General features: G+C 68.5%; 9 protein-coding genes. 4 read left to right on the forward strand and 5 right to left on the reverse strand.

The genetic code is table 11. From position 1 onward, the window contains the following. Positions 1-4: 4 nt before the first annotated feature. Entirely contained in the window at positions 5-895 is an 891-nt protein-coding gene (locus tag DEA8626_RS11825; protein WP_181366433.1) for a LysR substrate-binding domain-containing protein, read from the reverse strand. 132 nt (positions 896-1,027) lie between these two features. On the opposite strand from DEA8626_RS11825, the gene DEA8626_RS11830 reads away from it, so the two are divergent. Beyond that, a complete protein-coding gene (locus DEA8626_RS11830; RefSeq protein WP_108853454.1) occupies positions 1,028-2,395 on the forward strand; it encodes an MmgE/PrpD family protein in 1,368 nt (455 codons plus the stop codon). Next, positions 2,392-3,360, forward strand: coding sequence for a D-2-hydroxyacid dehydrogenase (locus DEA8626_RS11835; protein ID WP_108853455.1), 969 nt, complete (start codon positions 2,392-2,394; stop codon positions 3,358-3,360). The genes DEA8626_RS11830 and DEA8626_RS11835 overlap by 4 nt, the downstream gene beginning before the upstream one ends. Before the next feature lie 11 nt (positions 3,361-3,371). On the opposite strand, the gene DEA8626_RS11840 is transcribed toward DEA8626_RS11835, so the two are convergent. The 4 genes from DEA8626_RS11840 to DEA8626_RS11855 are packed head-to-tail and all read right to left on the reverse strand — an operon-like array spanning position 3,372 to position 8,920. Continuing rightward, positions 3,372-4,109 carry a maleate cis-trans isomerase family protein gene (locus tag DEA8626_RS11840; protein WP_108853456.1) on the reverse strand — a complete coding sequence of 246 codons (738 nt, stop codon included), beginning with the start codon at positions 4,107-4,109 and terminating at the stop codon, positions 3,372-3,374. Further along, positions 4,099-5,175 (reverse strand): pyridoxal phosphate-dependent aminotransferase, encoded by a 1,077-nt coding sequence (locus tag DEA8626_RS11845; RefSeq protein WP_108853457.1) that lies wholly within the window; start codon positions 5,173-5,175, stop codon positions 4,099-4,101. The genes DEA8626_RS11840 and DEA8626_RS11845 overlap by 11 nt, the downstream gene beginning before the upstream one ends. After that, positions 5,172-6,824 (reverse strand): hydantoinase B/oxoprolinase family protein, encoded by a 1,653-nt coding sequence (locus tag DEA8626_RS11850; protein WP_108853458.1) that lies wholly within the window; start codon positions 6,822-6,824, stop codon positions 5,172-5,174. The genes DEA8626_RS11845 and DEA8626_RS11850 overlap by 4 nt, the downstream gene beginning before the upstream one ends. Further along, positions 6,821-8,920: a hydantoinase/oxoprolinase family protein gene (locus DEA8626_RS11855; RefSeq protein ID WP_108853459.1), complete on the reverse strand. Its 2,100-nt coding sequence runs from the start codon at positions 8,918-8,920 to the stop codon at positions 6,821-6,823. The genes DEA8626_RS11850 and DEA8626_RS11855 overlap by 4 nt, the downstream gene beginning before the upstream one ends. A 291-nt stretch (positions 8,921-9,211) precedes the next feature. On the opposite strand from DEA8626_RS11855, the gene DEA8626_RS11860 reads away from it, so the two are divergent. Together DEA8626_RS11860 and DEA8626_RS11865 are read left to right on the forward strand one after the other, a co-directional pair. Beyond that, complete coding sequence (locus DEA8626_RS11860; protein ID WP_108853460.1) at positions 9,212-11,656, forward strand: GcvT family protein; 2,445 nt, start codon at positions 9,212-9,214, stop codon at positions 11,654-11,656. Beyond that, complete coding sequence (locus DEA8626_RS11865; RefSeq protein WP_108853461.1) at positions 11,653-12,918, forward strand: aminotransferase class V-fold PLP-dependent enzyme; 1,266 nt, start codon at positions 11,653-11,655, stop codon at positions 12,916-12,918. The genes DEA8626_RS11860 and DEA8626_RS11865 overlap by 4 nt, the downstream gene beginning before the upstream one ends. Positions 12,919-12,921: the final 3 nt, after the last annotated feature.

The following is a 12,921-nucleotide window of genomic DNA, read 5'->3' on the forward strand; positions in this document are numbered from 1 at the left end:
GGGGTCAGTCCGCCGTGCCAGTCCGATATGCTGCGTAGTCCCTCAGATAGTCGACGAACGCCCGCGTGGCGAGGTTCTTGGCCCCGCGCCGCGTGTCGAAATAATAGGACCACGGGCTTTCAGGCCGGACCGCGAACGGCTCTTTCAATAGCCCGCGTTCGAGATGGATCGCCCCGAGCGAGGTCAATGCGACAGTCACCCCCAGCCCGCGCGCAGCCATCTCGAGCGAGATGTTCGATCCGTTCGTCTTGATCGAATGGCCTGCGTCGAATTTCGCGATCCCGAGCACATCTCCCATGATCGTCCAGTATTCCTGCCGCCCCGAAATCAGGATGCGCGGCAAGCCCAAAACATCCGACGGGCCGCCGAGCCTGGATGCGAGGCACGGCGCCATCAGCAGCGACAGCGTCTCGCGCCACATGAGCGCCGCGCCCGACGGGCGGTCGTCTTCGCGATTGACGGTGATCACCACGTCCGCGATCCCGTCGTCGACGCCGTCCCAGATCGTGCCGTGAACGACGACCTCGATCTCGGGATGAACTTCGCGGAACGCTGACAAACACCCCGGCAGCCAGTTTTCCGCAAGGCTCATCGGACAGGACAGAATGACCGAGCGTTCGCGTGAGCTCGCCACGACCGCCTCGGTCGCGCTGTCGATCTGGGCCAGTGCCTGCCGCAAGGTAGGCAGGTAGGCCTCACCAACCTCGGTCAGCTCCAGAGACCGTGCCTTGCGTACGAACAATGCCCGACCCACGTATTTTTCCAGCGCCCGCACGTGTGTGGATATCGCCGCCTGCGTATAGCCCAACTCCTCCGCGGCGCGCGTGAAGCTCAGATGCCGGGCGGCGCATTCAAATGAACGCACGAAATTCAGCGGCGGTGGCGGGCGGGTCATGCTGGCTCGGCAGGCTTGGACTTGAACGTCAGCCAAGCTAACGGAAAATTTATGCGATGACAGCGAATTCATCGCGTGTTTGGATGGCGCCGTAAAATATCGTGGTCATCGGATTGTCACGGAGGACCGGCGATGCGCGGCGAAGACGGGATCGAAACGCGGACCTTCGACCGTGTGGCGGAGTTCGTGCTCGACACCCGGTCAGACGACATCCCCGCCCCCACACGCGAGCGCGCCGCGCTGCTCCTGCTCGACACGCTCGGCATCGCCGCCGCCTCCGCGCCGATGGAGGCGGGACGGATCGCGCGCGACACTGCCGCCCGGATCCACGGCGCCGGGGCGGACGACGCCGCAGCACGCATGCTGTTCGACGGGCGACGGGTCAGCCTCCCGGGCGCGGTCTATGCCGCGGCGACGCAGGTCGACAATCTCGACGGACACGACGGCTACAACCCGACGAAGGGCCATATCGGCGTCGTCGCCGCGCCGACGCTCGTCGCGCTCGCCGGGCTCAGGCCGGCGCTTTCCGGACCCGATGCGCTCGCGGCGCTCATCATCGGCTACGAGGTCGCGGGCCGCGCCGCCCTGTCGCTCCATGCCAGCGTCAGCGACTACCACACCTCGGGCGCCTGGAACGCGCTCGGCGTCGCGGCGATGGCCGCGCGGATGCGGGGCCTGACGCGCGACCAGCTGCGCGAGGCGCTCGGCATTGCGGAATATCACGGGCCCCGCAGCCAGATGATGCGCGAGATCGCGCACCCTACGATGCTGCATGACGGGTCGGGCTGGGGCGCGCTCGCGGGCATGAGCGCCGCGATCCTCGCCGAGGCGGGGTTCGCCGGGGCGCCTGCGATCACGGTCGAGGCGCCCGAAGCGGCACCCCACTGGGCCGATCTCGGGCGCTTCTGGCAGATCGAACATCAGTACATCAAGCCCTACCCGATCTGCCGCTGGGCGCATGCCGCCATCGACGCCGCGCGCGAGCTGCAAGTGGCGCATGGCTTCGATGCGGGCCAGATCGAGGAGATCCGCATCCGCAGCTTCGACAACGCCGTGGCACTCTGGTCCGGCATGCCGGAGACCACGTCGAAGGCCCAATACGCCCTGCCCTTCCCTGTCGCCGTGATGTTGGTCCATGGGCGCATCGGGCTGGAACACATCTCGGGCGCGGCGCTCAACGATCCGGCGGTCGCGCGACTCGTCCAACGGACGACCCTTGCGACCGAACCGCGGCACGAAGCGCGCTTCCCGGACGGGCGATGGGCGGATGTGGAAATCGTGCTCGACGACGGGCAGATGCTCCGTTCAGGCGACACGCATGCCCGTGGTGGCCCAGAACGCCCGTTCAGCGCCACGGACATCGTCGCGAAGTTCATGGAGTTCGCCGCCCCCGTTCTGGGCGGCGCACGCGCATCCGCGATCCGCGACGCGACGCTCGCGCTCACCCCGGCCGAGAGCCGGTTCTCCGACTTGGCCCGACACTTGCACGAAACCCCGTGACCTCGGCCCCCGTCGTCCTCCTGCACACCGACGCGCCGGACGCGGCGCGCGCCATCGTCGCTGCGGAGCATCCCGATCTCACGATCCGCTGCTGCGACAGCTATGAGGGGTTGCCCGCCACGCTCGCCGAATTGCGGCCCGAGGTCTGCTACTCCGTCCGCTTCTCCGGGACCGCCGAATTTCCTGCCGTAGCGTTGATCGGAAGCGCAGGGCTGCGATGGCTTTCGATCGGTGGATCGGGGATCGATCACCTCCCCCGCTGGGACCCCGCGCGCCTCACGGTGACGAACGCGGCCGGGGTGGCGGCGGGCATGATGGCCGAATACGCGCTTGGCGCCATGCTGGCCTTCTCGCTCGACCTACGCGGCTTCGCCCGGGCGCAGAAGGAACGGCGCTGGACCGACGGGCGCGTCGCGCCGATAGAGGGTCGGACGCTCCTGATCCTCGGGCTCGGCCAGACAGGGCAGGCGGCGGCGCGTCGGGCCAAGGCGATGGGGATGGAGGTGCTGGGCGTCCGCGCCCGGCCCGGACCCACCGAGAATGTCGACGAGGTGTATGGGATGGAGGCGCTGCCCGAGCTCTGGCCGCGCGCCGATTTCATCCTTGTCGCCGTGCCGCTCCTACCCACCACGCGGGGGCTCGTGAATGCCGCCGCCTTCGCCGCCATGAAGCCTGGCGCGGTGCTGATCGACGTCTCGCGCGGCTTCGTGGTCGACGAGGCCGCGCTGATCGCCGCGCTCGAGGGCGGCCCGCTCAAGGGTGCAGCACTCGATGTCTTCGCGACGGAACCGCTGCCCGAAAGCCATGCCTTCTGGGGAATGGAGAACGTGATCGTCACGCCGCACTGCTCCTCGGTCTATGATGGCTGGGCGGAAAAATCGGTGCGGATGTTCGCCGAAAATCTGGCGCGCTACCGTCAGGGCTCCGCCCTTGCCAATGTCGTCGATCCTGCGCGTGGGTACTGAGCGCGCCCGGATCAGAGCCGTTCGAACAGCCGCCCCGGCGCGCCTGGCGGGCGCGGCAGCCCCAGCGCGCGGCAAAGCGCGAAGACCATCGCCTGGTTCGACGTCACGACCGGCTTGCCCGTCGCCGCCTCGATGCGGTCCACCGTCTCGACCGAGCGCATGTCCGTGCATGACAGGACGATCGCCTCGACCTCGGGCACGTTCACTCGCATTGCAAGCGCGAAGATCTCGTCCGGCGTCAGCTCTCCCTGCCCGTAATTGCCCAACTCGCGCCCGATATCGGCGCGGGCCACGGTCGCGATCCCCTCGTCGGCCAGGAACGCCGCAGCCTGATCATTGATCTCGCCGAGATAGGGTGAGGAGAAGCCGACCTTCGCCGCGCCCAGCACGCGGATCGCCAAGACGAGCGATCCGGCGGCGGTCAGCGACACGGCTCCCGACCGCGCCCCGATCTGCGCCGCAAGCTCGCGGTCGAAGCCCGCCCCGTGCGTCAGCGTCGCCGAGGTGCAGCCGTAGAGCACCGCCCTCGGCCGGATGCCCGATATCAGCCGCAGGGTCTCGGTGATGTCCGCCGCACCCAGCCGCGCCATCTGGTCGGAGCCGGGGATCGCGTCGATGTCGTAGTCCCCGAGCCGTTCGAAATGCAGCGAGCAGCCCTCGGGCCGCATCAGCATTATGTCCGGTTCGAGATTGGTGTTCGTATAGGGCACGAGCACCCCAACCTTGATGGCGCGCGGATCAGCGGTCATTACCGTGCTCCCTGAAGGCGGCAAGAACATCGGCGGCGCGCGCCATGTGCTCCGGCGCGGCCACAGTGGCGCGCAGGCAATGGGCAAGGCCGTAACCCGCCATGCCGCGCATCAAAAGCCCCGCGTCCCGCAGTCGCTTGTCGGCGGCCTTCGCCGCCTCGACGCTGGCGAAGGGGATCAGCACGAAATTCGTATGGCTCTCGGGCGGGACATAGCCCGCCCGACGCAGGCGTTCCGTGAACTCCCGGCGGATCGCGACCGTCCGCGTCACGATCGCGAGCATATGTTCCTGATCGCGCATTGCGGCTTCCGCCATCGCCTGCGAGACGCCGGAGACGTTGTTGGGGTTGAGAAGCTTGCGGACCTCGCGCGCGACGGCCCCGGGGAACAGCCCCCACCCCACGCGCGCACCGGCGAGCGCGTAGGCCTTCGAGAAGGTGCGCAGCACGACCGTAGCGCCGCGCTGCGCGAGCGCGAAGGCCGCGGCATGATCCTGATCGTCGAACTCCGCATAGGCCTGATCGACGATTAACAGCACGCCGCTGGGCAGGCCGCCTCTGAGCAGGGCAATGTCGGCGTTCAGAATGCGTGTGCCTGTCGGGTTGCCGGGATTACAGAGAAACACGATCCTCGTCCGGTCCGTGACCGCCGCGAGAATCGCGTCCGGCGACACCGTGAACCCGGCTTCGGGCGCGGTCACATAGGCCGCCCCTGCCTGCTGGCACGCCGTCGCGGCGAAGAGGTAGCCGCGCGCGCTGCCCAGAACCTCGTTTCCCGGCCCGGCGAAGGCGCGGATCAGGCAGCCGATGAGCTCCATCGATCCCGCTCCGCAGAGAAGGTTTTCGCCCGGCAGGCTGTGCGTCTGAGAAATGGCCCGGCGCAGCTCTGTCCAATTGGGGTCGGGATAAAGCGCAGCCCCGGCGAGCGCCCTCTGTCCGGCCTCGACGGCCAGCGGGCTCGGACCGAAGGCGCTTTCGTTCTGAGCGAGCGAGATCATGCTCTCGCGTCCGAGGTCCGCCAGCGCATAGGGCGCCATCTCGGCGACATTCGGGACCGGCGCGATCATCGCTTCGCCCCGTAGTCGCGCGCCGCCGCCTCGGGCGTGACGAGCCCTCGCGCGATGTCGCGGGCAAGCGCCCCTGGATCGCGCGCGGCGGGGTCGCCGAATCCGCCGCCGCCCGGCGTGTCGAAGATCAGCCGCTCGCCCGGCTCCACGCGCAGCTCGCATTTGCCCGGAATGTCGGCGTCGCGCCCGGTCACCCGGATACGGCCGGGCGCGCCGGGCAGCCCACCGGCCCGGCCCTTCGCCGCGTTCCGCACCCTCTCGACCGAGAGGAACACGATGAACGGCTCCTTCGCCGCAGAGGTCATCTCGATCCGCTGGCCGAGCCCGCCGCGGAACTGCCCCGCGCCGCCGGAATCGGGCAGAAGCTCGCGCCGCCAGACCGTGACCGGCGCAACCGCTTCGGTGATCTCGACCTGAGAGCCGAAGACGCCCGACGGATAGGCCGTGGCCGACAGCCCGTCGGCATGCGGCCGCGCGCCCGTGCCGCCGTTATGGACCAGCTCGACCGCGAATTGCCGCCCGCCATCCCGCGCGACCTCCGGCGCGTGGCGCATCGGCAGGTCGTACATGCAGGACGCGCCTTCCGCCGGTACCCCCTCGGGCAGCGCCTGAGCAAGGCAGCCCAGGACAAGGTCCGGCGTCATCTGCCCGAGCGTATGCCGCATCGCCACCGGCGCGGGGGCCTGCGCGTTCAGGATGCAGCCCTTGGGCCCGGTGACGACGAAGGGCTCCAGAGACCCCGCGTTATTCGGGATGTCCGGCCCGATGATGCAGCGCATGGCAAAGACCGAATAGGCGGTGGCGTAGTTCAAGGGCACGTTGATGCCCTTCCTCGAACATCCCGACGTGCCCGCGAAGTCGAGATGCAGCCGGTCCCTCGTGACCTTCAGCGCCGCATGCAGCTCCAACTCGGCCTCGTAGCCGTCGACCGTGAGGACGTTCCGGTAGATCCCTTCCGGAACCTCGGCGATCGCGTGAAGCGTGCCCTTCCGCGAGGTCTCGATGATGTGCTCGGCCAGCCGGTCCAGATCGTCGAGCCCGAAATCCTCCATCATCGCGACGAGCCGCGCCGCGCCCGCCTCACAGCAGGCGATGAGCGCGTAGATGTCGCCTTCGTTGGCGACCGGCTCGCGCGAATTGGCCTTCACGATCTCCATCAGAAGCGCATTCACCTCGCCCCGGTCCACGAGCTTGCAGGGCGGGATTAGAAGCCCCTCGTCGTAGATGTCCGACCCCTCCGGGCCCATGCCGAGCCCACCGAGGTCCACGAGATGCGACGTGCAGGAGGTGAAGCCGACGACGCGGCCCTCCTTGAAGGCGGGCATCATCAGGAGGAAGTCGTTCAGGTGCCCCGAGGCGAGCCAGGGGTCGTTCGTCATGTAGATGTCGCCGGGGGACATGGTCTGGATCGGGAAGCGCTCGCGCAGCGTCTTCACGGCCTCGGCCATCGTGTTGATGTGGCCGGGCGTGCCGGTAACGGCCTGTGCGAGCATGCGGCCCTTGACGTCGAAGATGCCGGCGGAGATGTCGCCGCATTCGCGCACGATGGGCGAGAAGGCCGCGCGGATCAGCGTCTGGCCCTGCTCCTCGACCACCGAGAGAAGCCGGTTCCACATCACCTGGAGCCGGGCGGGGGAGAGATCGGTCATCGGGGGCCTCCATCTCGGTCGCGGGTGAGGATCAGGTTGCCGCGCGGATCGACGCTGGCGCTGAAATCGGCACCGACGAAGGTCGTCGTCTGCGGCTCGGCGACAAGCGCCGGGCCGGCGATCACGTCGCCCGGCCGAAGCGCCTCGCGCAGCACGAACCCGGCGTCGCGTGGCTGGCCGGTGAGGTCGCAGACGATGGGCCGCGTTTCGGCCAGCTCGCGCCGACGGGGCGGCGGCGCCTCGATCCTTGCGGGTATCTCGGCTGCATCGGTGGCGATACGCACGGCCCAGTTGAGAATCTCGATCTCCATCCCCGGCACCGGTCGCGAGAACTGGCGCGAATAGGCGGCCTCGAATTCCCCGGTCAGCGGTCCGATGTCTCCGGCCATCAGCTCGCGGTCGGGCAGGGCGATCTCGATCTCGTGGCCCTGTCCGGAATAGCGCATGAAGGCGGAACGCGCGGTCGTCACCGCCGCATCCGGTGCGCCCTGCCGAACGACCACCAGCGCCTCGGCGCACATGCCCGCGAACAGCGCGTTGACCGCGCCGAGGTCCAGCTCTTGCAGCAGCGAATAGCGCGACCGGACGATCTCGAACGATACCGGCGCGAAGAGGAAACCCACGGCGGACCCGACGCCCGGATTGGCAGGGATCAGGATGCGCGAGACGCCGGCGGCGCGGCCGACGCGGCAGGCGTGCAGTGGCCCATTGCCGCCGAAGGCGATCATGGTGCGGGCGGTGAGGTCCTTGCCGGATTCCACTGCATGCATCCGCGCGGCGCTCGCCATGTTCTCGTCGACGATGCGGCTCACCCCGTCCGCCGCGCCCGTCGCGTCGAGGCCGAGCGGTTCGCCGACTTCTCCCAGCGCCCCCGCCGCTCCTTCGGGTTCGATCCGGAACTGGCCCTCGGCGAAAGTCTCGGGCCGGATATAGCCGAGCACGATATCCGCATCCGTCACCGTGGGCCGCGCGCCGCCCCGCCGGAAGGCCACCGGGCCGGGCTCCGACCCTGCGCTTTCCGGCCCGACGGTCAGCCGTCCCAGCCGGTCCACCGCCGCGATGGAGCCGCCGCCCGCGCCGATCTCGATCATCTCGATCACCGGGATGCGGACCGGCATGCCGGAGCCTTTGATGAACCGCGCCGCCCGCGCGATCTCGAAACTGCGCGAGGTCTGGGGGCGCGTGCCGTCGATCAGGCACAGCTTCGCCGTCGTCCCGCCCATGTCGAAGGACAAGACCTCGTCCAGCCCGCATTCCGCCGCGATCCGCGCGGCGAGGATCGCGCCGCCCGCCGGCCCGCTTTCCACGAGCCGGATGGGAAGCCGCGCGGCGGTGGCGAGCGTCGTCATGCCGCCGCCCGCCGTCATCATCAGGATCGGACAGGTCAGCCCCTCGTCGGCGAAGCGCGCTTCGAAGGCGGCGAGATACCGCGCCATCAGGGGCTGAATGTAGGCGTTCGCCACGGTCGTCGAAAGCCGGTCGAATTCCCGCGCCTCGGGGCTGACCTCGGACGAGATGGAGACCGCCAGAGCGGGCCGCGCCTTTGCGATCAGCTCGCGCAGGCGGCGTTCATGCGCCGGATTGGCGTAGCTGTGCAGCAGGCAGACCGCCACCGCCTCCGCGCCGCTCGCGTCGATCTGCTCCAGCAGAGGCGGCACCGCGCCCTCGTCGAGCGGGATCAGCACCTCGCCGCCGGCGTTCATCCGCTCGGGGATCGTGAAGGACCGTTCGCGCGGAACGAGAAGATCGGGCTTCTCGAGGTTGATGTCGTACTGCGCGTAGCGCCGCTCATAAGCGATCTCCAGAATGTCGCGGAAGCCTTCGGTCGCGACGGTCGCGACCGTGGCCCCCCGCCGCTCGATCAGCGCGTTCGTGACCAGGGTCGTGCCGTGGATGAAGCCCGTGACCTCGGCGAGCGGCCGCCCCGCCTCCGCCAGGGCGCGCCGGACGCCGTCCATCGCGCCGGTGGCGGGGTCGTCATGCGTGGTCAGCGTCTTGGTCGATGCGGCGATCGCGCCGTCAGCCCCGACCAGCACCGTGTCGGTGAAGGTTCCGCCGATATCGACGGCGAGGCGCAAAGAGGCAGGCTGAGGCATGGGGCATCCGAAGGTCAGGTGTCGCGGTCCGCAAAGACGGCGGCCTGCGTCGACACGGCACGAGATCGCACCCGGTTTCCCGGCGGTTCATCGCATTCTTGACGAAAACGACCCGCATGGCCGGACACCGATCGGATGGACTACCCACGCCTCAGGTTATCGGCCCCACGCCACGGCGCAAGATCAAAAAACCGGGGCCCATGACCCAATTTTTTTTGATGGTTGGGGAAGACGCCTCTGCCTAGCCTCGGCTACGCTCCCATTCGCCGGACATTTCCGAAAGGACCGCCCATGCGCAGCCATGCCCAAGCCGTAGTCATCGGAGGCGGCCTCGTCGGCTGCTCGATCCTCTACCACCTCGCCAAGCTGGGCTGGACCGAGGTCGTGCTGCTCGAACGCTCGGAACTGACGAGCGGATCGACCTGGCACGCGGCGGCGAACATCCACGGCCTGCACGACGTCACCAACATCTCTCGGCTCCAGCACTACACGATGACGCTCTACAAGGAGCTCGAGGCCGAGACCGGGCAGGGCTGCGGCATCTTTCAGCCGGGCTCCTTGTACCTCGCCCAGACCGAGGCACGCGAGCACCAGCTGCGCATCCAGGCGGCGAAGGCCAAGCGTTACCGCATGAACTTCTACGAGGTTGACCGGGCCGAGGCCGAGAAGCTGCACCCGCTCGTCGATTTCGACGGCATCCGCTGCATCATGTACGAACCCGACGGCGGCAACGTCGACCCCTCGGGCGTGACCAACGCCTACGCGGTGGGCGCGCGGCAGCGCGGGGCCGAAATCCACCGCTTCACCCCCGTCACCGGCACCGAGCAGCAGCCCGACGGCACCTGGATCGTCCGCACCGAGAAGGGCGACATCGCGACCCCCTGGGTCATAAACGCCGCCGGCCTCTGGGCGCGCGAGGTAGCGAAGATGGCGGGGCTCGACCTGCCGCTCATCCCGACCGAGCACCAGTATTTCGTGACCGAGACGATCCAGGAGATCGCCGATCTCGGCCGCCGCTTGCCCTCGGTCGCCGACCGCGACGGCGAATACTATCTGCGCCAGGAGGGGCTCGGCCTCCTCGTCGGCGCCTACGAGAAGCAGATGAAGTTCTGGGCCGAGGACGGCACGCCTCAGGGCTTCGGCCACGAGCTTTTCGCCGACGACCTCGAGCGGATCGAGCCCAACATGATGCGCGCCATCGACCGGGTGCCGGCGGTGGGCAACGCGGGCATCAAGCGGGTCATCAACGGCCCGATGATCTGGTCGCCGGATTCGTCGGCGCTGTTCGGGACCATCCCCGAGCTCAAGGGTTACTTCTGCTGCAACGGTATCATCCCCGGATTCTCGCAATCGGGCGGTCTCGGCAAGCTCGCCGCCGAATGGATCGTCGAGGGCGAACCGACGCTCGACATGTTCGGCTGGGACCTCGCGCGCTACGGCCACTGGGCGACGAAGGCCTTCACCAAGGCCCGCGTCGAGGACCAGTATTCGCACCGCTTCAAGATCCACTTCCCGAACGAGGAACGCGAAGCGGGCCGCCCCGTCCGCACCCGCCCCGCCTACGCGATGCAGAAGAAGATGGGCGCGATCTTCGGCCTCAACTACGGCTGGGAACATCCCCTGTGGTTCTCCGCCAAGGACGAGCCGGATCACGAAACCTACGGCTTTACGCGCCAGAACTGGTGGGCGCCGGTCGGGCGCGAGGCGATAATGCTGCGCGAGAAGGCGGGGATCATCGACATCTCGAACTTCGCGAAATACAGCGTGAAGGGACCGGGCGCGGAGGACTGGCTGAACGCGCTCTTCGCCAACCGGATGCCGACGAAGATCGGCCGGTCCTGCCTCACCCCCCTGATCGGCGTGCGCGGCGGCATCGCAGGCGATTTCACCGTGACGCGGCTCGGCGAGGAGGAATTCCTGATCGTCGGATCGGGCATGGCCGAACGCTTCCACCAGCGCTTCTTCCGCGCGATCCCGCTGCCCGAGGGCACGACGTTCGAAAGCCGCACCGAGGCGATGTGCGGCTTCAACGTCGCCGGGCCGAAATCGCGCGACCTCCTCGCACGGCTCACCAACGCCGATCTCTCGAACGACGCCTTCCCCTTCATGCGCTCGCAGCGCATCACCGTGGCGGGCATCGACTGCGTCGCGATCCGCGTCAGCTTCACCGGCGATCTCGGCTGGGAACTGCACTGCGCCGCCGACGCTCAGGTCGCGCTCTACGAGGCGCTGCTCGACGCCGGGCGCGCGTTCGGCGCGGGACCGGTGGGCAGCCGGGCGCTCATGTCGCTTCGGGTCGAGAAGGGCTACGGCTCCTGGGGCCGCGACTATTCCCCGGAATACTGGCCGCAGGAAAGCGGGCTCGACCGATTGATCAAGGCCGACAAGGAGTTCCTGAACAAGGATGCCTGGCAGGCCATCGCCGACAACGCCCCGCGCGAGATCATGTCGCTTCTCGAAATCGACGCGGTCGACTCCGACGCCTCGGGGGCGGAGCCGGTCTTCCTCACCGACGGCACGCCCGCCGGGCAGGTCTCCTCCGGCGCCTACGGCTATTCGGTCGGCAAGTCGCTCGCCATCGCCTATCTGAAGGCGGGCATGGCCAAGCCGGGCGACACGGTGCATGTTGCGATTCTCGGCCGCCCGCACACCGCGCGCGTCCTCGCCCGGCCGCCCTTCGACCCCGAAGGTCTGAGGCTGAGAGACCTTGAGACGACGACGGAGCCTGCCGAGTGATCACCGAAAGACCGGGCCTTCTCGACGAAATCCGCGACCGCTTCGCCCATGTGGAGGCCTGCCCCTTCGAGGGCCCGCGTATCTTCTTCGAGAATGCCGGCGGCGCGCTGCGCCTGAAATCGGTGATCGAAACCTCGGCGGCCTATGCCGGCTACCCGGACAACCAGGGCCGCGACAACCTGGCCTCGGCGACGCTGATGGCGGCGATCGACAAGGGCCGCACCGACATGCGGGCGTTCCTGAACGCACCCGGCGGGCAGGTCTTCGTCGGCGAAAGCGGGACCGAGGTTCTCTTCCGCCTGATCCGCACCGCCGCGCTCGGAGCGGCGGAGGGCGGCGTGATGCTCGGCTCCACGCTCGAACACCCCGCCTCACGCAGCGCCATGGCCCGCTGGGCCGAGGTCACGGGTCGACCGCACGTGCTGGCGGTTCATGACGACGCCACGGGCACGGTCAGCCTGACGGAATACGTCAGGCACATCACGCCCGAGGTCCGCGTCGCCACCATCGTCCAGACCTCGCCCGTCACCGGCATGTCCACCGATTTCCCGGCCATAGCCGCCGCGATCTGCGACAAGGCGCCCGACGCCTTCATCATCATCGACGGCATCCAGCATGCGAGCCATGGCCGGATTGACTGCGCCGCCTACGGCGCGGACGGCTACGCCGTGTCGCCCTACAAGGTCTTTTCGCGCCACGGCTACGGCGTCGGCTGGGCCTCCGACCGGCTTTCCGCCTGCACCAATGAACAGATCGTCGGCGGACCGGAGAACGCCTGGGAAATGGGCACGCGCGACGCGGGGGCCTACGCGACCTTCTCCGATGTCGTGGACTATTTCGACTGGCTCGGCGCACAGGTCTCCGACGCCACCGACCGCCGCGCCCGGATCGAGGCCGCCGGAGAGGCGATCCATGACCATGAGGCGCGGCTGATCGGGGCCATGCTGCACGGCACCGGAAACCTTCGTGGTCTCGCCGAGATGGAGGGCGTGACGCTGATCGGCGGCGATGCCACCGAGGGGCGCGAAGGTGTCGTGTCGCTCACGCTGGACGGCATGTCGCCGGGCGATCTCGTGGCCTTTCTGCGCGACGAAGGCATCCGCGTCCACATCCGCAAGAACGATCACTATTGCGGCAACATCCTCGGCCCGCTCGGTCTTGACGCCTGCATTCGCGTTTCGATCTGCCACTACAACACCGAGGCCGAGGTCGCCCGCTTCCTCGCCGCGATGGAGGCCGCGCGCGGCAAGGCCGCCGCCTGACGG

It is taken from the genome of Defluviimonas aquaemixtae (assembly GCF_900302475.1).
Lineage (GTDB): Bacteria > Pseudomonadota > Alphaproteobacteria > Rhodobacterales > Rhodobacteraceae > Albidovulum > Albidovulum aquaemixtae.